This window comes from Achromobacter sp. (assembly GCF_049647645.1).
Lineage (GTDB): Bacteria > Pseudomonadota > Gammaproteobacteria > Burkholderiales > Burkholderiaceae_B > Achromobacter.
The window spans coordinates 16,410-37,489 of sequence record NZ_JBARYB010000121.1 but is presented as its reverse complement, the minus strand read 5'-3'; the positions used below and the strand labels follow the sequence as shown (position 1 = coordinate 37,489).

The 21,080-nt window shown below is 66.7% G+C and carries 23 protein-coding genes, 1 tRNA gene and 1 pseudogene; 20 read left to right on the top strand and 5 right to left on the bottom strand.

Annotated features, from left to right (window positions below; genetic code table 11):
• From WBB14_RS14460 to WBB14_RS14440, 5 genes and pseudogenes are all read left to right on the top strand, one after another.
• Positions 1-501, top strand: a pseudogene (locus WBB14_RS14460) (Lrp/AsnC family transcriptional regulator); the annotation flags it as partial.
• Complete coding sequence (locus WBB14_RS14455) at positions 494-979, top strand: Lrp/AsnC family transcriptional regulator (protein ID WP_424240447.1); 486 nt, start codon at positions 494-496, stop codon at positions 977-979. The pseudogene WBB14_RS14460 and the gene WBB14_RS14455, both read left to right, overlap by 8 nt.
• A 1-nt stretch (position 980) precedes the next feature.
• Entirely contained in the window at positions 981-1,499 is a 519-nt protein-coding gene (locus WBB14_RS14450) for an Lrp/AsnC family transcriptional regulator (protein WP_424240446.1), read from the top strand.
• 13 nt (positions 1,500-1,512) lie between these two features.
• A complete protein-coding gene (gene nirJ / locus WBB14_RS14445) occupies positions 1,513-2,685 on the top strand; it encodes a heme d1 biosynthesis radical SAM protein NirJ (protein ID WP_424240445.1) in 1,173 nt (390 codons plus the stop codon).
• Positions 2,654-3,292 (top strand): DUF4202 domain-containing protein, encoded by a 639-nt coding sequence (locus WBB14_RS14440; protein ID WP_424240444.1) that lies wholly within the window; start codon positions 2,654-2,656, stop codon positions 3,290-3,292. The genes nirJ and WBB14_RS14440 overlap by 32 nt, the downstream gene beginning before the upstream one ends.
• A gap of 40 nt (positions 3,293-3,332) precedes the next feature.
• Here WBB14_RS14440 and WBB14_RS14435 read toward each other — a convergent pair whose 3' ends face one another.
• The 3 genes from WBB14_RS14435 to WBB14_RS14425 are packed head-to-tail and all read right to left on the bottom strand — an operon-like array spanning position 3,333 to position 6,267.
• Positions 3,333-4,325: an NAD(P)-dependent oxidoreductase gene (locus WBB14_RS14435; RefSeq protein ID WP_424240443.1), complete on the bottom strand. Its 993-nt coding sequence runs from the start codon at positions 4,323-4,325 to the stop codon at positions 3,333-3,335.
• Between the two features lie 15 nt (positions 4,326-4,340).
• The gene (locus tag WBB14_RS14430; protein ID WP_424240442.1) at positions 4,341-4,691 is read right to left on the bottom strand and encodes a c-type cytochrome; all 351 of its coding nucleotides are present in this window, start codon (positions 4,689-4,691) and stop codon (positions 4,341-4,343) included.
• Between the two features lie 16 nt (positions 4,692-4,707).
• On the bottom strand, positions 4,708-6,267 hold the full coding sequence (locus WBB14_RS14425; protein ID WP_424240441.1) for a cytochrome D1 domain-containing protein: 1,560 nt from the start codon (positions 6,265-6,267) through the stop codon (positions 4,708-4,710).
• Positions 6,268-6,500: 233 nt separating this feature from the next.
• Here WBB14_RS14425 and WBB14_RS14420 point away from each other — a divergent pair, with 233 nt between their 5' ends.
• From WBB14_RS14420 to WBB14_RS14385, 8 genes are all read left to right on the top strand, one after another.
• A complete protein-coding gene (locus WBB14_RS14420; protein ID WP_424240440.1) occupies positions 6,501-8,027 on the top strand; it encodes a PLP-dependent aminotransferase family protein in 1,527 nt (508 codons plus the stop codon).
• A 358-nt stretch (positions 8,028-8,385) separates the two neighbouring features.
• Positions 8,386-9,558 carry a c-type cytochrome biogenesis protein CcsB gene (gene ccsB / locus WBB14_RS14415; protein WP_424240449.1) on the top strand — a complete coding sequence of 391 codons (1,173 nt, stop codon included), beginning with the start codon at positions 8,386-8,388 and terminating at the stop codon, positions 9,556-9,558.
• Positions 9,559-9,620: 62 nt separating this feature from the next.
• A complete protein-coding gene (locus WBB14_RS14410) occupies positions 9,621-10,175 on the top strand; it encodes an RNA polymerase sigma factor (RefSeq protein ID WP_424240439.1) in 555 nt (184 codons plus the stop codon).
• 278 nt (positions 10,176-10,453) lie between these two features.
• Positions 10,454-10,699: a DUF2282 domain-containing protein gene (locus tag WBB14_RS14405; protein ID WP_424240448.1), complete on the top strand. Its 246-nt coding sequence runs from the start codon at positions 10,454-10,456 to the stop codon at positions 10,697-10,699.
• Positions 10,700-10,759: 60 nt separating this feature from the next.
• Entirely contained in the window at positions 10,760-11,785 is a 1,026-nt protein-coding gene (locus WBB14_RS14400; RefSeq protein WP_424240438.1) for a DUF692 domain-containing protein, read from the top strand.
• Positions 11,701-12,426 carry a DNA-binding domain-containing protein gene (locus WBB14_RS14395; protein WP_424240437.1) on the top strand — a complete coding sequence of 242 codons (726 nt, stop codon included), beginning with the start codon at positions 11,701-11,703 and terminating at the stop codon, positions 12,424-12,426. Before WBB14_RS14400 ends, WBB14_RS14395 begins: the two co-directional genes overlap by 85 nt.
• Positions 12,427-12,469: 43 nt before the next feature.
• A complete protein-coding gene (locus tag WBB14_RS14390) occupies positions 12,470-12,907 on the top strand; it encodes a DoxX family protein (RefSeq protein ID WP_424240436.1) in 438 nt (145 codons plus the stop codon).
• Positions 12,908-13,021: 114 nt separating this feature from the next.
• Positions 13,022-13,432: a DUF302 domain-containing protein gene (locus WBB14_RS14385; RefSeq protein WP_424240435.1), complete on the top strand. Its 411-nt coding sequence runs from the start codon at positions 13,022-13,024 to the stop codon at positions 13,430-13,432.
• A 45-nt stretch (positions 13,433-13,477) separates the two neighbouring features.
• Here the strand turns inward: WBB14_RS14385 and WBB14_RS14380 are convergent.
• Positions 13,478-13,565, bottom strand: a tRNA-Ser gene (locus WBB14_RS14380).
• Positions 13,566-13,710: 145 nt separating this feature from the next.
• Here WBB14_RS14380 and WBB14_RS14375 point away from each other — a divergent pair.
• The 4 genes from WBB14_RS14375 to WBB14_RS14360 all read left to right on the top strand — a co-directional run bounded on the left by WBB14_RS14375 (position 13,711) and on the right by WBB14_RS14360 (position 17,157).
• Entirely contained in the window at positions 13,711-14,688 is a 978-nt protein-coding gene (locus WBB14_RS14375; protein WP_424240434.1) for an NAD(P)H-quinone oxidoreductase, read from the top strand.
• A gap of 141 nt (positions 14,689-14,829) precedes the next feature.
• A complete protein-coding gene (tpiA, locus tag WBB14_RS14370; protein ID WP_424240433.1) occupies positions 14,830-15,576 on the top strand; it encodes a triose-phosphate isomerase in 747 nt (248 codons plus the stop codon).
• Positions 15,577-15,597: 21 nt separating this feature from the next.
• Entirely contained in the window at positions 15,598-16,086 is a 489-nt protein-coding gene (gene secG / locus WBB14_RS14365) for a preprotein translocase subunit SecG (protein ID WP_424240432.1), read from the top strand.
• Positions 16,087-16,251: 165 nt separating this feature from the next.
• Complete coding sequence (locus WBB14_RS14360) at positions 16,252-17,157, top strand: MurR/RpiR family transcriptional regulator (RefSeq protein WP_424240431.1); 906 nt, start codon at positions 16,252-16,254, stop codon at positions 17,155-17,157.
• Here WBB14_RS14360 and WBB14_RS14355 read toward each other — a convergent pair.
• Positions 17,151-17,990 (bottom strand): HAD-IIA family hydrolase, encoded by an 840-nt coding sequence (locus tag WBB14_RS14355; protein ID WP_424240430.1) that lies wholly within the window; start codon positions 17,988-17,990, stop codon positions 17,151-17,153. The two genes, WBB14_RS14360 and WBB14_RS14355, sit on opposite strands and share 7 nt — an antisense overlap.
• 230 nt (positions 17,991-18,220) lie before the next feature.
• Here WBB14_RS14355 and WBB14_RS14350 point away from each other — a divergent pair, with 230 nt between their 5' ends.
• Genes WBB14_RS14350 through phnE form a run of 3 tightly spaced genes read left to right on the top strand, consistent with a single transcriptional unit; the run spans position 18,221 to position 21,035 of the window.
• Entirely contained in the window at positions 18,221-19,156 is a 936-nt protein-coding gene (locus WBB14_RS14350; RefSeq protein ID WP_424240429.1) for a phosphate/phosphite/phosphonate ABC transporter substrate-binding protein, read from the top strand.
• Positions 19,157-19,179: 23 nt separating this feature from the next.
• On the top strand, positions 19,180-20,019 hold the full coding sequence (locus WBB14_RS14345; RefSeq protein ID WP_424240428.1) for a phosphonate ABC transporter ATP-binding protein: 840 nt from the start codon (positions 19,180-19,182) through the stop codon (positions 20,017-20,019).
• A complete protein-coding gene (gene phnE, locus WBB14_RS14340) occupies positions 20,016-21,035 on the top strand; it encodes a phosphonate ABC transporter, permease protein PhnE (RefSeq protein WP_424240427.1) in 1,020 nt (339 codons plus the stop codon). The genes WBB14_RS14345 and phnE overlap by 4 nt, the downstream gene beginning before the upstream one ends.
• The last annotated feature ends 45 nt before the right edge of the window (positions 21,036-21,080 follow it).

Below are 21,080 nucleotides of genomic sequence, written 5' to 3'. Positions count from 1 at the left end.
CTGCCGCCTGCCGGCAGCGCGCAAGAGTCCTTGTTGCTCGCCGTGCAGGACGGCCTGGAGCTCTGCGAGCAGCCTTATCGCCGCCTGGGACGCCTTGCCGGACTGGATGAAGACGCGGTGCTGCGCTGCCTGGATCGATGGCAGCGCACCGGCCTGTTCCGCCGCTTCGGCGTGGTGCTGAGGCACCGGCAGCTTGGCTTTCGCGCAAATGCCATGTGCGTCTGGAACGTGGCTGACGCGCGGGTGGATACGTTGGCCCGGCAACTGGCCGCCGAGCCCGGCGTCACGCTCTGCTACCGGCGCGCCCGCCGCTTGCCGCAATGGCCCTACAACCTATTCTGCATGATCCACGGCAAGGAGCGGGGTGCGGTGCAGGCGCTGCGCGATGCCATTGCCGACCGGCTCGGATTGGATGCCTGGCAGCATGCGGTGCTGTTCTCCACCCGGTGCTTCAAGCAACGCGGCGCGCGGATCGCAAGCGGGGAGACGACGCATGGATAGGCGCCAGGACCCTGGCGCCAGCGCGCCGCTGGCGCTGGACGATGCCGACCGGGCGCTGATCAACCGCCTGCAGGGCGGCTTTCCCATCAGCGCGCGTCCGTACGCGGACGTCGCGCAGGCGCTGGGCCTGGACGAGGACGCGGTGATCGCGCGCCTGGCCCGCTTGCGCGCGTGCGGCGCGCTGAGCCGCTTCGGTCCGCTCTTCCAGATCGAGCGCGCAGGCGGCGCCTACTGCCTGGCGGCCATGGCCGTACCGGAAGCGCAATGGCAGCAGGTCGTCGCACAGGTCAACCGCCGGATCGAGGTGGCGCACAACTATCGCCGCGAACATGCCTTGAACATGTGGTTCGTGCTGGCGGCGGCTGATCCCGCCGACATCGCTGCCGGCCTGCACGCCATCGAACAGGAAACCGGCTTGCGCGTGCTGGCGTTTCCGAAGGAGCGCGAGTACTTCCTTGAAATGAAGTTGGAGGTCTGAGATGGACACGGTCGGGCTGACCCCCTTCGAGCTATCCCTGGTGCGTGCCACGCAGGACGGGCTGCCGATACGGCGCGAGCCGTACCGGGTTGTGGCCAGGCAGCTGGGCGTCACCGAAGCCGAGGTGATGGCGTGTTTTCGGTCCATGCTCGCGCGCGGCCTGATCCGGCGCATCGGCGCGGTGCCCAACCACTACGCATTGGGATTCGTGGCCAACGGCATGACAGTCTGGGACGTGGACGATGGCCAGGTCGACGCCGTGGGCGCCTGGCTGGGCCAGCTTGCGGACGTGAGCCATTGCTACCGGCGGCCCCGCCGCCCGCCGCTGTGGCGCTACAACCTCTACGCCATGCTGCACGGCGCTGACCGCGTGGCGTTGCTGGCGCGTATCGCCGAGGTCGCCGAGGCCTTGGCCGCTCGCTTTCCGGGCGCTCTGCGTGCGCGGGAAGTGCTGTTTTCCTCGGCCATCCTGAAAAAGACCGGCCTGCGCCTGAGAGACGGCCCGGGTCCGGCCGCATAGCAAGGAATCCCGCATGTTCCGCATTTCCGCCTTTGTCTCCGAACTGCTGCGGCCCACGCCGCTGGCGCCGCGCCGAGGCCCGGCCGGGCCCGTGGTGATCTGGAACCTCATCCGGCGCTGCAACCTGCATTGCCGCCATTGCTACTCGGCTTCGGTCGACAAGGATTTTTCCGGCGAGTTGAGCTACGCCGAGATCTGCGAAACCATGGACGATCTGCACGCCTTTGGCGTGCGGGCGTTGATCCTGTCTGGCGGGGAACCGCTGCTGCGGCCGGACATTTTCGATATCGCGCGCAGGGCCAAGGGCATGGGCTTCTACGTCGGCCTGTCGTCCAACGGCACCCTGATAGACCGGCGCAGCATCGAGTCCATCGCCGGTTGCGGATTCGACTACGTGGGCATTTCGCTGGACGGCCTGGGCGCGACGCACGACCGCTTCCGGGGCGAGGCCGGCGCCTTCGACGCCTCGCTCGAGGGCATCCGGCTGTGCCGGGACCGTGGCTTGAAGGTCGGCATCCGCTACACCATGACCCAGGGCAATGCCGACGATCTGCCCGGGCTGCTCGCCCTGCTGGATGCCGAGAACGTCGCCCGCTTCTACTTTTCGCACCTGAACTACGCGGGGCGCGGCGGCCGCAACCGGGCCGAGGACAGCCACCACCGCATGACACGGGCGGCCATGGAGCGGATCTTCGAGACCTGCCTGGAGCATGCAGCGGCTGGCCGGCCCAAGGAATTCACGTCCGGCAACAACGATGCCGACGGCGTGTTCTTCCTGCATTGGGTGCGCCGCCGCTTCCCGCAGCGCGCCCCGCACATCGAGGCCAGGCTGCGCCTGTGGGGCGGCAACGCCAGCGGCATCAACGTCGCCAATATCGACAACCGGGGCAATGTCCACGCCGACACCATGTGGTGGCACTACACTCTGGGAAACGTGCGCCAGCGGCCCTTCTCGGCAATATGGTCGGATCCCGCCGAGCCCTTGCTCAAGCTGTTGCGGCTGCGGCCGCGGCCGGTCAAGGGACGCTGCGCCAGCTGCGCCTACCTGGACATCTGCAATGGCAACACCCGCATCCGTGCGCAGAAGCAGTCGGGCGACCTCTGGGCCGAAGATCCCGGCTGCTATCTGACTGAAGACGAGACAGGAGCTTTGAATGGAATTCCCGCCCACCCCGAGGGACGCTGAGGATGCGCCGCTGCAGCGCGCCTTGCAGCTGTTCGATGACTACAACCGGCGCGATCCCAATCTTGTTGCCTGGAATGGCGCGATGCAGCCGCGCGAATGGCTGCATGCCCAATTCCTCCACGGCTGGGTGCTGAAGCTGGCGCCGCGGGCCGGCATCGCCTTGCGCCTGGCCGCCCGCTGCCAGCACATCGGCCGCTGGGAGGTGCCGCGCGACGCCTGTCCGGCCGGCAGGGCTGGCTATCTGCAATGGCGCAATACGCTCAAGGAGCATCATGCAGGCATCGCCGCAAGACTGCTCGCAAGCGCAGGCCATGACGCGGAAACCGTGCAGGCGGCGCTGAAGATCGTGCGCAAGCAGGGCATCAAGCGCGATGCCGACGTGCAATGCATGGAAAACGCGCTGTGCCTGGTGTTCCTGGAGCACCAGTACGAGGAATTTTGCGACCGCTATCCGGACAAGGTCGTCGCGGTGCTGCGGAAGACCTGGAACAAGATGGACGATGCCGGGCGGCAGGCGGCGGCGTCGCTGCCCTTCAGCGAGCGCGGCCGGGCCTATCTGGAGACTGCGCTGGCGGGCGCAGGCTCGCGCGATGCGGCCGATGACTGACTGACGTTCTTGATCGAAGCGCTTGCCGGGCATATGGCATTCACAGCACGGCACATGCCACGCCGCAAGCCGTGATCCGCCGGGCCAGCAGTTTCGGATCGTGCGCCGTATCCAGCAGCAGGACGGCGCGTTGGCCCGCCTGGACCTGCCGGGCCAGCCAGTCCAGCCCTGCGCCTGCGGCAACAGCCGGATCGGGCTGCAGGCCCGGGCCTTTCAACGCGATCCTCGCCGCGTCCCGCCTCGCCTTGTCCAGGATGGCCGGGTTGACTGCCGGCACGTGAGCGACCAGGTCGGCCTGGCTCAGCATGCGCAAGGCGCGCAGGGTCAACAGGTCGGCGGGGCCGTCGGCGGCCGCCAGTATCGTTGCGCTGCCCGTGCGGGGCTGCGTTTCGGCTTGCATGGCGGCTTCGAGCGTCAGGCAGGCCTGCCTGCCGTCTCCAGCCGCCAGCAGGGATGGCAACGGACCATCCAGCATCCAGTCGTAGAAGTCGCGGCGTTCATCCAGGTCACGGAATCGCGCAACGATGCGGCCGCGGTAGCGCGCCGCCAGCCTGGCCAGGTCGCCCGTGCTCTCGTCGACCTGCGCCTCGAGCCGTTCGCGGATGCGCCGCGCCAGCACCGGGGCGCAGCCTCCTGAAGATATCGCCACCACCAGCGGAGACCGGTCCAGGATGGCCGGCACCTGTATCGTCGAGAGGACGGGATCGTCGACCACGTTGCAGGGGATGCGGCGCCGTAGCGCCGCCGCGGCGACTGCCTGGTTGGTGTCGCCCCGATCGGTCGCGGCAACCGCCAGCCAGGCGCCGTCCAGGCATGCCGGCGCGAACGCGGCCGGCGCGTGCTCGATCCTGCCCTGGTCCGCCGCCTGTTGCAGCCAGGATGTCAGGGCCGGCGCCCCCACGGTAATGGCGGCGCCGGTCCCGAGCAGCAGCCTGATCTTGCGTTCGGCCACGGCGCCGCCGCCGACCACGATCACCCGCCGGCCGACCAGGTTGTAGAACACCGGAAAGAGCATTGCGGATGCCGTGTCCATGGGCAGGCGCCTCCCTTACTGGCGGCTGGAGAAGTACCGGGCCAGCTCCTGGATGGCCTCGGGACTCAGGGGCTCGGCCATGGAGCTCATGACGGGGTCGTTGCGTTCCCGCGTCTTGAAGGCATTGAGCTGCTTCACCAGGTATTCGACTTTCTGCCCTGCAAGATTGGGGTACAGGCCGACGGCGCTGATCCCGTCCGCGCCATGGCAGGACGCGCACAGCGGCAGCATGGCGGAGACGTGGGGCGAGAGCGTCTCGGCAGGGTTGGCGCCGGCGACCAGGGCAGGTTGCCCGCCAGCGGCCAGCGCGTGCGCGGCGGCCTGGGACAGCAGCAGCGCCGCGAGTATGCGGAATAGCGGTTTCATGTCTGTGTTCCTAGTCTCAGAATTTGCGCGTTTCGGACAGGCCGATGGTCAGCCAGCGGGTGCGGGCGCGGGAGAATATGCCCGAGGGGCTTTCCATCTTGTGTTCCGCCACCAGCTCCAGCGTCTTGCTGTCGTAGATCTTGATGCGGTCGCCCCAGTAGCCCGAGCTGACATAGAGGTAGTTGCCGGTGCGGTTGTAATCGGGGAAGAAGGCATGCCCGCCCACGTCCAGCGTCTTGGCCACTTCCAGCGTGTTCTTGTCGATCAGCTGGATCCAGGCCGCTCGCTTGTCCTTGTCGACGATGTCGACTGCCACGTAGGGCGCGTTCGGATGGGCCGCGGGCGATTCGGTCGCGCCTGCGACCGGGATCTGCTTGACCACCGAGAAGTCCTTGGTGTCCCAGACGGTGACAACGGAGCCCTTGTCGCAGCTGCCGATATTGGTGCCGAAGGCGAGAAAGCGGCCATTGACCTCGGTCACCGCGCCCGAGCCGACGTGAGGCTGGCAGCCTGCGGGAATGTCGCGCACCACCTTGTCGTCCTTGAAATCGATGGCGACGATCTTGTTGTCGTCATAGGAGGCCACCATGGAATAGCGGCCATCGGGGGTTAGAAAGGTATCGTGCAGCATGCGGCCGACCTTGGTCAGCTTGGTCACCGGCATGTCGGGCTTGTCGGGGTCGATGATCCAGATCTGGCCCGCCTGGCGCAGCGTCAGGGCGAACTTGTTGTTGATGCGGCTGCCGATCACCGGGCCGCCGGCCGACTTGACGAACTTGCCGTCCGGATCCTCGCCTTCGAGGTCCATGTACTTGACCGGTTCCAGCGTATCCGCCTTCAGGATGGCGACGCTCTTGGGTACGAACGAGCTGATGGCCAGCCATTTGCCGTCGTTGGACAGGGCGATGCCGGGGCCGGTCAGGCCGACCTTGGCCTTACGCACGATCTGCAGCGAGTACAGGTCGATCTTGTAGACCATGCCGTCGTCACTCTTGAGCCAGGCCCAGCGTTCCGCCACGGGGCTGAAGTCCATGATGTGCGGCGCCACCGGCGTGGCGATCTCGCCGACCACCTTGTTGGTCTTGCCGTCCAGGAATACGGTGCGCGCATTGTTGCCCGCGTCGCCCCGCCCGTAGCGCCCGCGCGCCATGACCACCATCAGGTCGTACACCGTATCGATGGCGTAGGTCGGCTTGGCGGGCAGGGTGGCTTCGTCGACCACTACCTGCACGCTGGCGCGGATCTGGTCCAGTCCCCACTTCGGATCGTCCGCGGCCTGGGTCTTGATGAGGCGGGCGAGCGCGCGGATTTCCTCGTCGGACAAGCGGCCCACGAAGGGCGGCATCAGGGTGTCGGGAATGCCGGTCATGATGGTGCCGCGCAGCGCGGCCTCGCTCTGAACCAGGCGGTCGCCGGTCAGGCCGGGCGCGATGTAGCCGCCGCGGTCGGCGCCATGACAGACGGCGCAATTCTGCTGGAACAGCTGATTCGCCTTGAGGTATTCCTCGGTCGGCGCACTCCAGGCGGCGCCGGCCGAGACGAATAGCAGGGCCGCGCTCAATAGCTTGGTGTGCATGTCGATCTCTCCCGAATGGTTCTTGCCGAAACTCCGGCCCTTGCACTGTGTCATCGCGGCGCCGGGCCGATAAGGCACGGCTTCCGAGTGTGTGATGGTTACGGTCCAATCGGATTTTTGACATAGGACAAAATGAATCGATAGCAAGAGGACTACCGTGATGGCACACGGAGCGCGGCCGGCCCGCGCCGCTTCGAAAGGCCGGCGCCATCTTTTTCCTGTGGTTGCCAGCCATGTTTTCACTACCGCTTTCCCTATCCCGCCAGAATGCAAAACCTTACAAGCAGCAGATTGCCGACCAGATCGAAGCGCTGATACGCGCCGGACGGTTGCAGGAAGGGGACCGGTTGCCGGCGATCAACCGTATGTCATCGCTGCTGCAGGTATCGAAGAACACCGTGCTGGGGGGGTATGAGCTACTGATCGACTCCTGTCTGATCGAGAGCAAGCCCAGCCGGGGCTATTTCGTGACGCTGAATCGCAGCCTGGTCATCAATCCGCGCTGCCCGGACTTTGTCCAGGATCGTCCGCCGGTCTACGCCGATGCCGTGAGCCAGGCGCAATCCAGCGGCGTCTGCGGCCAGTCTCCGCCCATGCCCTTGCGCTATGACTTCAAGGTCGGCCGTCCGTCCGTCCATGCTTTTCCCTTGCGCCAGTTCATCACGCTGTCGAACCAGCTGTTGCGGCACGCGGGCTGCGCGATGGCCGAGTACGCGCCGCCGGCTGGGCTGTGGGGCTTGCGCGTCCAGATTGCCGATTACCTGTCGGCGGCCAAGGCGCTGAAGGTCGAGCCGGAACAGGTGCTGATCACGGCCGGCAGCCAGGAAGCCCTGAGCCTGATCGCTTCGCATTTCCTGGACCGCCATGGTAGGGCGGTGTTCGAGTCGCCCTGTTACGCGGGCTTCAGGAATCTGGTGCGGCGGCATGGCGCGCAGGAGGCGCCCGTTCCTGTCGACGAGCAGGGGCTGCGCGCCGATCTGCTGCCGGAAGGACCGGCCAGGCTGGCCTATGTGACGCCGTCGCATCAATATCCCCTGGGCCACGCCATGTCCCTGCCCAGACGGCGGCAATTGCTCGAATGGGCTGGCCGCAGCGGCGCGCTGATCATCGAGGACGACTACGACGGCGACTTTTGCTATGAATCCGTGCTGCCCATGCCCCTGGCCGCCATGAGCCCGCGCCAGGTCGTCTACCTGGGCACGTTCTCCAAGACGCTGGGGCCCGGCCTGAGGCTGGGATACATGGTCTGCCCGCCTGCGCTGGTCGACGATTTCGTCGAGCGCAAGGCGCTGCTCAACAACGGCAGTCCGTGGCTGACGCAGGCCGTGCTGGCCCGCTACTTCGACGAGAACTGTTTCGCGCGCCACCTGCAAGCCTTGCGCCGGCGCTATCAGGCCCAGCGCGACGAGCTGCTGCGCGGCATCCGCAAGATCTGGGCCGGACGGGGCCGGGTAAGCGGACAGAATTCGGGGATGCATCTGGCCTTCGAACTGCCAGCGGACAGTCCCGGCGCCGATGCGGTCGCCGCCGCCGCGCTGGCGCATGGCGTGAGGCTGTACCCGCTGGCCCAGGCCGCGGCCAGCGCGGCCGACGGTGCGGAACCCAGGCATCTGCTGTTCGGCTACGCCGGCCTGGAAACCGGCGAAATCGCCCAGGCCATGGCGCGGGTGCATGCGGCTTGCAGGCCGATGCAGGAGGCCGGTCCCGGGCGGGCAGAGGTCTGCTTGCCCAGGGAGGAAGCGCGCTGTGGCGGCATCTAGCACGGTTCCTGCGTTTTCGGTAGGGATGGAGGCGCAAGGCATGGGCTGGCGGCATCGCTATGCATCTCGGTCCGGCTGTTCTTAGAATTAGTTTGTCCTATGACAAATTTGAGATCCGTCTGTCCCGCAGTCCGCTTGCCGGCGGACCGTCACGCCTGGAGATGCTTCGATGCCGTTTACCGCCGCCGGGTCCGTCCCGCTGAATTCCCGCCGGTCCGTGCCGGATGTTCCGCAAGCCGGAGGCCTTCCCGGCAGGCGCTTGAATCGGGCGGATGCCGGCTTCCTTGCCGTCTGCCTCGCCGGCTGCGCCTACGCATTGGCGGATTTCGGGCAATTCCTCAATGGTTACGAGAAGGTGATGCTGATCGGCACGGTACCCGCCCTGGCCTGGCTGGGATGGTTGTGGCGTCCCTTGCGGCTTCTGGTCCTGGCCAGCGGCGCCAGCGCGTTGCTGGCGGTGTGGCTATACGCGGGTGGGGCAGGGTTGCTCCAGGGCGACCTGGCGCGCGCCGAGAGCGTCTTCCTGCTCAAGTACCTGCTGTCGTCGCAGTCCGCCATCCTCTGGATGAGCTGCCTCTTCGTGCTGGGTACGGTCTGCTATTGGGTGGGCCTGGCCCGGCCCGCGGTCGCCTGGCTGGGCACGTTCCTGACCTGGGGCGGGGGTTGGGCGGGCCTGACCGGCCTGCTGGTGCGCTGGCGCGAAGGACATCTGCTGGGGCCGGATGTCGGACACATTCCGGTCAGCAACCTGTACGAGGTGTTTGTCTTCTTCGCGCTGGTCACGGCGCTGTTCTATCTCTACTACGAGGCCCGTTATGCGACGCGGGCGCTGGGTGGCTTCGTGATGCTGGTGGTCGCCTCGATGGTCGTGTTCCTGGCCTGGTATTCGCTCACGCGTGGCGCCCATCAGATCCAGCCGCTGGTTCCGGCGTTGCAGAGCTGGTGGATGAAGTTGCACGTGCCAGCCAACTTCGTCGGCTACGGCACATTCGCGCTGGCGGGCGCGGTGGGCTTTGCCTATCTGGTCAAGCTGCACGGGCAGACCGCCGTGGGCAAGCGCTTGCTCCCGGTCTTCCTGCTGGGGGCGATGCTGTGCGCCGAGCCAATGATCTTCGGCTCGCGCCGGTTCTCTGCGGTGTGGATGCTGTACTTCGGCGTCGGCGCGATGCTGGTCGGCGCGGTATTGGCGCTGCGCCGGCCCATCGCGCGCAGGCTGCCGTCCCTGGAGGTGCTGGAGGACATCATGTATCGGGCCATCGCCTTGGGCTTCGCATTTTTCACGGTGGCCACCGTGCTGGGCGCGCTGTGGGCGGCCGACGCGTGGGGCGCGTACTGGCAGTGGGATCCCAAGGAAACCTGGGCGCTGATCGTGTGGCTGAACTACGCCGCCTGGCTGCACATGCGGCTGCTCAAGGGGCTCCGGGGAGAGGTGGCGGCCTACTGGGCGCTGGCCGGCCTGGTCGTGACCAGTTTCGCCTTCCTGGGGGTGAACATGTTTCTGTCGGGGCTGCATTCATACGGTAGTCTGTAGGACACAGCAAGACCGAATGTGTGCAGATCCGACCGATCAGTCCGGTCGACACGGAGACCAGCATGAGCGAACTAGCCAGTGACCGCAACAATCTGATCCTGGCCGCCCAGACCGGCGACGCGGCCGCATTGGCGCGCCTGCTGGCGGTCTGCCAGGCCGATGCGCGCCGCTATGCCTACAAGCACTGTGTGGCCAGCGATGTGGATGACGCCGTGCAGGAGTCGCTGCTGATCATTTCCCGCAAGGTCCATGGACTGAAAGCGGCGGCCGCTTTTTCGTCCTGGCTGTTCATGGTCGTCAAGCGCGAGTGCCGCAAGCTCGCGCGCATGATGTTCAAGACCGATCCGCTGCCGGACGAAGCGGCAGCGGAGCAGCTGCTGCACCGGCCCGACGACGAGCTCAGGATCGACCTCGCCAGAGCCCTGGAGTCGTTGCCAGCCCATTACCTCGAAGTCGTGCTGCTGCGCGACTTCGAGGAACTGACCATCGCCGAAATTGCAGCGCGGCTGGGCGAGCCGCCCGGTGCGGTCAAAAGCCGGCTGCACCGCGCCCGCGAGCTGGTGCGCGAATACATGCTGAGCACCGAGCCGGCCCCGGCACGCGCGCCTGGGAAGTAACAGGGCCACGCACGCACGGCCGTCTCTGGTGGCAGCCCTGTGTAAATTTTTTAATTTTCGCGAACCGTTTTGTCCGCTTCCCTCCTCTTAGGGGTTGAGGCAGGTCGTTGTCAGCCGATTCCGGAGCTGGCCCGGCCGCTTCCCTCTGTCAGGAGATCGAAATGTCCAACCCAGTATCGAACCGCATGCTGTCGGTGGCCGTAGCCACCGCCTTCGCCGCCGCCATGAGCGCTTTCGCTGCGCCCGCGCTTGCGCAGGGCACGATGAGCAAGGCCGACATGGAAAGGAAAATGCAGGAGAACCAGGCCAAGACCATGGAAAAGATGAAGGCCGGCAAGTACGAAAAGTGCTACGGCGTCGCGCTCAAGGGCCAGAACGATTGCTATGCCGGCGCAGGCACCAGCTGCGCCGGCACCAGCACGGCCGACTACCAGGGCAATGCCTGGAAGCTGGTTCCGCAAGGGACCTGCACCACGATCGCCACGCCTGCCGGCAAGGGCAGCCTGGAAGCCAAGCCCGCCTGAGGCTGATGCCTGGCGGCCGGCATTTCGCCCCGGTCCGCCAGGCTTCAAGAGAGGATCGCCATGAACGACCACCATGTCGCGTACGCCGTGGGGCAGGACATTCCTGCGCGCACTGGCGTGGGCCTCAAGGCCGAGCACTGCCGCAGCATCATCGAGACCCGCCCGGACATCGGTTTTTTCGAGGTCCATGCGGAGAACTACATGGGGGCCGGCGGCCCCCCACATCGCCTACTGACCGCGATCCGCGACCGCTATCCCCTGTCGCTGCATGGCGTGGGCCTGTCCATCGGCGGCGCCAGGCCGCCGGACCCGCGGCATCTGAAGCGCCTGAAGGCGCTGATCCGGCGCTACGAGCCCGGCCTGTTTTCCGAACACCTGGCCTGGTCTGCGCACGGAGCCAGTTACTTCGGCGACCTGTTGCCGCTGCCGTATACCGACGCCGCGCTCGACCGCATCTGCCAGCACGTCGACCAGGTGCAGACCGAGCTGGGCCGGCAGATGCTGCTGGAGAACCCGTCGACCTATCTCTGGTTCGAGGAAAGCTCCTGGCGGGAACCGGACTTCATCCGGGAGATCGCCCGGCGCACCGGATGCGGCCTGCTTCTGGACGTGAACAACGTCCATGTGGCCTGCGTCAACCAGCAATGGGATGCGCGCGGCTATATCGACGACTTTCCCCTGAGCTGCGTTCAAGAACTCCATCTGGCCGGCAACTCTCCCCAGTTGGACGAGGACGGGCGCGCTTTGCTGATCGACTCGCATGACCGCTGCGTGGACCAGCAGGTGTGGGACCTGTTCCGGCAAGTCATCCAGTGCGTAGGGCCTGTGCCGACCTTGATCGAGCGAGATGCCAACGTGCCGGCATGGCCAGAGCTGCATGCGGAGGCAGTAATGGCGCGAGGCGCTGATGCACTTGTCGAATGCGCGGGAGCGACGCTATGGCACATTGGGCTGAGCGCCAACGGGAGTTCGCCGCAGCGCTGCTCGATCCCGGTCGGCCGGTGCCGCCAGGGCTGCTCGGACCCGGGGGCGCGCCGAGCGCCAGGCGGTTCGCCGTGTACAGAGACAATGTCCTTGTCGGGCTGACCGAGGCGTTGCGAGTGAGCTTCCCCTGCGTCGCCAAACTGGTCGGAGACGAGTTCTTCGCAATGATGGCCCGGTCGTTCGCGGCTGCACGACCGCCGGCATCGCCGGTGCTGCTGCGCTACGGCGCCGGATTCCCTGATTACATCGAGTCCTTCGCGCCCGCTGCCGTCTTGCCGTATCTCGCCGACGTCGCCCGCATCGAGCGCGCCGCGACCGAGGCGTATCACGAGCGCGACGAAGTCTCGCTCGATCCCGGCGCGCTCACGGAAGTGCCGCTCAGCCAGGCGCCTTTCTTGCGGTTCCGCTTGCATCCGTCCATCCGGACGGTGCGCTCGCGCTTTCCTGCATTCACCATCTGGCGCATGAACACCGCTGGCGGCGTGCCGGCGCCAGTCGATCTTTCGGAAAGCCAGGACACCTTGGTGCTGCGCCCGGACGCGGAGGTGGATCTCCGGCGGGTGCTGCCCGCGAGCCACGACTTCGTGATCGCGCTTGGGCAGGGCCTGACGTTATTGCAGGCCATGCAGATCGCCCTTGCTGCCGATCCGGGGTTCGACCTTGCGGAGAATCTGCAGGCATTGGTCCGAATGGGCGCGGTCGTCGGCGTGGATTCGGGCCGGGGCGGGAGTCGGCATGCTTAGGACTCCCAATGTTTCATGCCTGTTCGGCCGCGCGTTCGGCTGGATGGAAAAGGCGGCCCGGGCGGCTGCGCCGCTGCTGCTCCGGATTGCGCTTGCGGTACCCTTCTTCAGGTCGGGCCTCACCAAGTGGGATGGATTTCTGTCGCTGTCGCCGGCCGCGGGTTTTCTGTTCGAGGAGGAATTCAAGTTGCATGCCTTTGGGCAAGTCTATGGCCTGCCAGCCCCGCATGCGCTTGCCTTCTTTGTGGGCATGGCGGAAATCGTTCTACCCGTTCTGCTGATGCTGGGCCTGGCCACGCGCCTGGGCGCCCTGGGCTTGCTGGCCATGACGGCGGTGATCCAGCTCGTCGTGCCCGAGGGATGGGCGAGCTTTCATCTGCCCTGGGCGGCCATGGCGATTGCCTTGATCGCCATCGGGCCTGGCCGTGTCTCTCTGGACCATTTGCTGCACGTTTTTCTGAAGACTCGGATGTCTTCGTGAACCACGTCGTCGAGCCGTTCCTGGCCGGAAACGACATCAAAGGAGATGGGTATGATTGGTTTGCGCATTAGGACTATTTTTGCCGCATGCTGCTTCGCATCAGTGGCCGGCGCCGTGGGCGCTGCCGCCGCGCCCGATGGCTTGACCGTCTTGCGCAGCCCCGTCAGCGTCAAGGAAACCATCGATCGCTTCGAGGCGGCGGCCAAGTCCAGGGGACTCAATATATTTCTACGCCTGGATCACGCGGCGGGCGCGGCGGCCGTGGGCAAGACGCTGCGGCCGACTGAACTGCTGGTGTTCGGCAATGCCCAGGGAGGCACGCCCCTGATGGAATGCGCGCAGTCAGCCGGCATCGATCTGCCGCTCAAGGCGCTGGCCTGGCAGGATGCGGGCGGACAGGTCTGGCTGGGCTACAACGACCCGAAGTACGTGGCGTCGCGTCACGGCGCGGGGGATTGCGGCGCGGTCGTGGAGAACATGTCCAAGGCGCTCGCCAGCATGGCGGGGGAATCGGTGCGGGAGTAATTGCGGCGGCGCGGCGCGGGCCGGCCGGCCGGCGCAAAGGAGGTCTGGCGGAAGCGGTGAGATTCGAACTCACGAACGGTTGCCCGTTGCCGGTTTTCAAGACCGGTGCAATCGACCACTCTGCCACGCTTCCGGGGATTGCCTTGCTGCTGACTGGATACAGCTTTGCGGCGTGTTGTCCTGCACTGCGGCCATCAGGCAAACAATCTGCCTGGGCGAAAGCGCAATACGCCGTAAAGGGCGCAATAATAATCTATTTGCTGCAAAGGAGGCACGCGATGCACGCCGTAGAAATCTCTCGCCCTGGTGGCCCCGAGGTCCTGGTTCCCGTGGAGCGCCCCACGCCGGAAACCGGCACCGGTGAAGTTCTGATCAAAGTGAGCGCGGCGGGCGTCAATCGTCCCGACGTGTTTCAGCGCAAGGGCAACTATGCCCCGCCGCGCGGCGCCTCGGATCTGCCGGGCCTGGAAGTGGCCGGCGAGATCGTCGGCGGCGACCTGGCCGGCAGCGGCTACGCGCTGGGCGACAAGGTCTGCGCCCTGGTAGCGGGCGGCGGCTATGCCGAATACTGTGTCGCGCCCGCGGCGCAATGCCTGCCCATTCCCAAGGGCTTGTCCGACATCGAGGCCGCCGGCCTGCCGGAAACCTACTTCACTGTCTGGAGCAACGTGTTCGACCGCGGCCGCCTGTCCGAAGGCGAGGCCCTGCTGGTGCACGGCGGCGCCAGCGGCATTGGCACCACGGCCATCCAGCTGGCCCGCGCCATGGGCCACAAGGTCTATGCCACGGTCGGCAGCGACGACCGGGCTCGCGCGGTCGAGGCGCTGGGCGCGGAGCGTGGCATCAACTACAAGACCCAGGATTTCGTGAAGGAAGTGCTGGATGCCACCGGCGGACGCGGCGTGGACGTGATCCTGGACATGGTGGCCGGCGACTACATCGCCCGCGACATGCAGTGCCTGGCCGACGACGGCCGCATCGTGATCATCGCCCAGCTGGGCGGCGCCCACGCCAATGTGGACACGGCCCAGGTCATGCGCCGCCGCCTGACCATCACGGGCTCCACCTTGCGTCCCCGTCCGGTCGCCTTCAAGGGCGCCATCGCCCGCGCGCTGCGTGAGCAGGCCTGGCCCCTGCTGGAAAAGGGGGCCATCAAGCCCATCGTGCATGCCACCTTCCCGCTGGCCGAGGCCTCCCGCGCCCATGCCATGATGGAAAGCGGTGAAAACATAGGCAAAATCATCCTGACCATGTAAGAAATGGGGGGACGCCCGGCGTAGCGTCCCGCAACAGGATACAATCACGGGTTTCGCCTGGAATTTTTTCCAGGTGGACCTGTGGGCGGTTGCTACGCAGCCTCTGGCTCGCCCCAGCCCAACCGATACAGATACCTCGCCATGACTTCAGTCGAAAACCGCGCCCGCCTCGTGCTGGGCAACTGGAAGATGCACGGCAACCTGGCCGAGAACGCCGCGTTGCTGACCGAGTTGCGCGCCGCGGATGCTGCGAGCCACTGCGAAGTCGGCATCTGCGTACCGTTTCCCTATCTCGCGCAGGCGGCGTCGGCGCTGACCGGCAGCAGCGTGTCCTGGGGCGCGCAAGACGTCAGCGCCCATGAAAAGGGCGCATACACCGGGGAAGTCTCCGGCGCCATGCTGAAGGAATTCGGCTGCCGCTGGGCCCTGGCCGGCCATTCCGAGCGCCGCGTGCTGCACGGCGAGACCGACGAAGCAGTTGCCGCCAAGGCCCGGGCTGCGCTGGCCGCCGGCCTGACGCCGGTGGTGTGCGTGGGCGAATCCCTGGCCGACCGCGAAGCCGGCAACACGCTGGCCGTGATCGAACGCCAGTTGAAGCCCGTGCTGGCGCTGGGCGCCGACGCGGTTTCGCGCATGGTCCTGGCTTATGAGCCCGTCTGGGCCATCGGCACCGGACGCACCGCCAGCCCCGAGCAAGCGCAAGAAGTCCACGGCGCGATCCGCGCCGCCCTGCGCGCGCTGGGCGCCGCGCAGGTGCAAGTGTTGTACGGCGGCAGCGTCAAAGCTGCCAACGCCGCCAGTTTGTTCGCCATGACTGATATCGACGGGGCCTTGGTCGGCGGCGCGTCGCTTGTGGCCGAAGAATTTTTGCGAATCGCCGCTATCTAAGTTTCCGTTCCGGAGTCTGTAATGCCTTTGATGCTCAAAATCCTGCTGGCCGTCCAAGTGATCTCGGCGCTGGCTATCATCGTCCTGGTCCTGCTTCAGCAGGGCAAAGGCGCCGACATGGGGTCCGCTTTCGGCAGCGGCTCGTCCGGCAGCCTGTTTGGCGCCACCGGCGCGGCGAACTTCCTGTCGCGCGCGACCAAGTGGGCCGCCGTGGTCTTCTTCGCGTCCACCGCCGGCCTGGCTTATGTCAGCCACAAGGGCACCAGCGGCCCCGCCGTCGATTCCGGCGTGATGCAAAGCTTCCCGGCCGACCGTTCGGTGCCGCAAGTGCCGGGCGCGGCGCCCGCTGCCCCTGCTGGCGCCTCCTCGGTTCCGGGCGCCAGCTCGGTGCCGGCCGCTCCGGCCAAGCCTGACGCCTCGGTGCCCTCGGTCCCGGCCGCGCCCGCCACCCCGGCCGCTCCGGCCGCAGGCGACAAGCCCGCCGAAACGCCTGCAACGCCGGCGAAGTAAGCCACGGCAAACGGAAAGGCCGGCGCATGCCGGCCTTTTTCATGGGCGGCTTGCGGCCGCCCGGATATCCTGTCATCAACGGCCGGTAGCATGCGCCGTCGCCGCGCCGGCAGAGGGTAGGGTATCGTTGCCTGCGCATCCGGTTTCCGTTCCTCGATCTCCGCCATGGCCACATCCAAACGTTCCCCCCGCACGCAGTCCTCCGCCGCCGATCCGCAGCGGGGCTCGCCGCAGGCCATGCTGGCGCGCATCCAGAGCCTGTTGCCGTCGATGGGGGCGGCCTCGCAGCGCATCGGCGAATTCGTCATACGCCATCCCGCGGACGTGGTGCACATGTCGGTCAGTGAAGTGGCGGAGCGCACCCAATGCAGCGAAGGCAGCGTGGTGGGCTTTTGCAAGCTGCTGGGCGCCACGGGCTTTCAACAGCTGAAGATCGCGTTGGCGCAGCAGATCGTGCAGCCCGTGCAGTACATCCACGAAGACCTGGCGGCCAAGGACAGGCCCGAGCAGGTGGTCAGCAAGATCTTCCACAGCAACATCCAGACCCTGCAGGAAACCGAATCGGTGCTGGACGTGGCCGCGCTGAAGGCGGCGGTGGACCTGATCCGCCGCGCCCGCCGCGTGGAAATCTACGGCATCGGCAGCTCGGCCGTGATTGCGCACGACGCGCACTACCGCATGTTGCGCATCGGCTTGCATGCCACGGCCGTGACCGATTCCCACGTGCAGGCGATCAGCGCATCGCTGACCGGGCCGGACGTCGCCGTGCTGACCATCTCGCATTCCGGCAGCACGCACGAAACCGTGTTGGCGACGCGGCTGGCGAAGGAAGCGGGCGCGCGCACCATCTGCATCACCAATTTCGGCAAATCGCCGATCCAGGAACATGCGGACGTGGTGTTGCACACGATGTCGCGCGAGACCCGTTTCCGCACCGAGGCGATGACCAGCCGGCTGGCGCAGCTGGCCATCATCGATACCCTCATCGCCTGCCTGGCCCTGTCCGACTACGACAAAGCCGTTTCCACGCTGCGCAGCACTTTCGACGTGCTGTCGAACAAGCGCTACTGATCGCCTTCGATGCCCGTCGGCAGTGCATGCCTGCGCGGACATGCGCTATCCAGCAGCCCGGCCACATCCGGCGCATCCGCGTAAGGCGCATTCCCAACCAGTAGATAGCCCAGGCCCAGGCGCACCGCGCCCAGGCCGTCCGTGCGCACGTTGTCGCCGATGACCGTGGTGTCCGCCGGCGTCAGGCCCAGTCGGCGCAATCCTTCCTCCAGCAGCATGGCCCCGGGCTTGCCAAGTATGCGCGGGCGTACGCCAGGCGCGCAGGCCAGCACCGACTGTAGCAGCGCGCCCGTCTCGGGAACGATGGCTCCTTGCGGGCCGGGGTGGGTGAGATCGCCATTGCTGACCATCAATACCGCGCCTCGGGCCAGTTCCCTTGCCAGGGTCTGCAACGTCCCATAGCCGAAGGCGAGATCGCGCGCCAGCAGCACGATGTCCGCGTCGCGGGCCACCAGCGCCAGCCCCAGGCTAGCGGCGCAGGCGCGCAGCGCGTCCGAGGCGCAGAGCAGCACCTTGGCGCGCGGGTGTTGGCGGGCGATATGGCGCAAGGCCTGCTCGCCGGCCAGGACCAGCGTGTCGGCCTCCACCTGCAGGCCCATTGCCCGCAAGCGTGGCGCCAGGCCCGCGGCGGTATCGGTGGAATTATTGGACACGATGACACAGCGCCCCGCCCAGCGGGTCAGCAGTTCGCTGGCGCCGGGTATCACTTCATGCCCGCGTATCAAGGTCCCGTCCAGGTCCAGGATCAGGCCGCGCGAGCGGACGGTCCAGGGCGGTTCTGCCGTTGGGGCTTGGGCGGAGTTGGAGACGGGAGTGCAGGCAATGCGGGTCATGGATCGGCGGTTGGGCGTCGAAGCGCGTGCAGGGTTGAAGGAGTGGGCGCCCGCTGTGATTCGGGATACCCGGCGGCTGTGATTCTATCTGAACAAAATTCAAAAATTCATTTTTTTGATTTGAGAAATTTTCATTTGCTTGTCATGTGCGGTGACTAATCTGCGTTCCGGAATCAGGGCCGAGCACGTTGCGCCCCGATGGCAACCTCATCAAGACTAGGAACAATGAAATGAAAATCCGCACCTGCGCGCCTGTCCTGGCGCTCGTTTCCCTGCTGGCCGCCGCGCCTCTCGCGCAAGCCCAAGCCTTGGCCGACGGCTCGCAGCAACGTCCGCTGCGCGTGCTGCTCATCCCCGCCGATGGCGGCACGGAATCGGGCACCAAGGCCGATTACGCTCCGATCTTCAACGCGATCACGCGCAGCACCGGCCTGCATTTCCAGCTGACGGTGGGGCAGTCCTACGGCGCCGTGGTCGAAGGCATGTGCAACCAGCTGGCCGAGGTTGCGTTCCTGGGGCCCGTCTCCTACGTGCAGGCGCATGAGCGCCAATGCGCGCAGCTGCTCGCCGTGGGCGTGCAGAAGGGCGAGTCCGCCTACTACGCGGCGATGTTCGCCAAGGCCGATTCGCCCATCAATACGCTCGCCGACCTGAAGGGCAAGCGTGCCGCGTTCGGCGATGTGAACTCGGCTTCCAGCTTCACCTTCCAGGTGGCGTCCATGATCAAGGACGGCATGGACCCGGCCAAGGACCTGGCGGCGCTGCAACTGACCGGCAGCCACGCCAGCAGCCTGGCGGCGTTGGTGCAAGGCCAGGTCGACGCGGCCGCGCTGTCGTTCGACTCCTTCGACAAGGCGGTGCGCCAGGGCGCGGTGGATCCGAAGTCCGTGAAGGTGATCTTCAAGAGCGAGCCCATTCCGTATCCGCCGCTGGCCATGAACACCAAGCTGCCCGAGACGTTGAAGACCACGCTCAAGCAGGCTTTTGCCACGGTGCACCAGGCGCCCGGCGTGACGCCGGACATGGTGCGCGGCTACGGCGGCGCCAAGCTGGATCGTTTCGATACCGAGTTTTCCGAAGCGCAGTTCGCCGGCCCGGCTTCGAAGATGGCCTTGCTGACCGACGAGATCAAGGGCGAAATCCTGCAGAAGGCGGCCCAGCGGTGATCGCCGGGGCAAGCGGAATGGACATGCTGCGCTACGAAGCCGTGGGCATGCGCTACGCCGACGGCACCACGGCGCTGAACTCGGTTTCGCTGCAGGTGCCGCGCGGCCAGTTTTGCGTGATCCTGGGAGCTTCGGGCGCGGGCAAGTCGACCCTGCTGCGCATGGCCAACGGATTGACCACGCCGACCCAGGGCGAAGTTTGGGTCGACGGCGCGCAGGTGCAGCCATCGACGCTGGCGGCCGTGCGGCCCCGGATCGGCATGGTGCATCAGCACTTCAACCTGGTGTCGCGCGCCACGGTGGCGACCAACGTGCTGTCGGGCGCTTTGCCCAGCCTGCCGGCATGGCGCACCTATCTGATGCGTTTTCCAGCGGAGTTGCGCGAGCGCGCCTGCCATCTGGTGCGTGAAGTCGGCCTGCAGCCCGAGCATCTGCAGCGCCGCGTCAGCGAATTGTCGGGCGGCCAGCAGCAGCGCGTGGGCATCGCCCGCGCCTTCATGCTGGCGCCCGCCTTGCTGCTGGCCGACGAACCGGTGGCCAGCCTGGATCCGCGCATCAGCCGCGACATCCTGACGCTGTTGCGCAATCAGGCGCGGGAACGCGGCGCCACCGTGCTGTGCAGCCTGCACCAGGTCGACCTGGCGCGGGAATTCGCCGACCGCATTGTCGCCTTGCGCCATGGCGTCATGGTGTTCGACGGACCGGCGGGCGCGTTCGATGAGGCCACTGCCCGTGCGCTCTATCAGGCTCCGCAGTCCGAGAGTGGCATGGCTGCCGTCGATCTTGCGGGCCGCGGCCATGCCGAGGCGCGCACGGCCAGGCCGATCCGGCCGGCGGTGTTGTCGGCAGGAGGCGCGCAATGAACACGCACGCATTGAAGACGCCGGCCGACAACGCCGGATGGCGCCTGGATCCGCCCTACGGCGCCCGCGCGCTGCTGATCGTGATCGCCGCGCTGATGCTGTTCCTCTACACCGGCCAGCGGGTCGAGATGGGCCGCATGGCGGCGCTGACCCTGGACGGCGCGTTGGCCGCAGTCGGCCTGAAGGAGCAGTCCCAGGTCACGTCCGGCCTGGGCGCCCTGGCCGACAGCCTGTTCCCGCTGCAAATCTCGTATCGCACCGAGACTTCGCGCATCGAGGGCTTCGATCCGGACCAGCTGCCGTGGCTGGCGCGCGTGGAAACGCTGCAGGTGACCGAAAGCCGGCTCAATCCGCACACGCTGAAGATGGAAGACGAGGTATCCACGCAGACCTACCTGGTCGAGCCGCTGGGCTATCTATGGCGGGTGGCGGTCAAGATGGTGGAGACCTTCGAGATCGCGATCTGGGCGACCCTGCTGGCCGTGTTGGGCAGCGTGCCGCTGGCCTATTGCAGTGCCCGCAACTACGCACCCAACCGGCTGCTGTACGTGGCGGCGCGGGCCATCGTCAGCATGTTCCGCGCCATGCCCGAACTGATCTGCGCGCTGTTCCTGGTGCTGGCTTACGGCTTCGGTCCGATTGCGGGGGTGCTGGCGCTGGCCATCCATTCGATGGGCTTCCTGGGCAAGTTCTACGCCGAGGACATCGAGACGGCCGACGCCAAGCCGCAAGAGGCGCTGGCGGCGATCGGCGCCAGCAAGCCGCGCGTGCTGGCCTACGCCGTGCTGCCGCAGGTCATGCCCAAGTTCACCGGCTACACCCTGTACATCCTGGACCGCAACGTGCGCATGGCCACGGTGGTGGGCCTGGTGGGCGCGGGCGGTATCGGGCAGGAGCTGAAAGGCCGCTACGACATGTACCAGTACGCCTACGTCGGGACCATTCTCGTCGTGATCTTCATCACCGTGTTCTTGCTGGACCAGGTTGCCGCCCGGCTGCGGCGCCGCTTGAGCTGAGCCGGCGCGGCGGCCCGCCGGGTCGCCGCGCCCCGATAGGTTTTC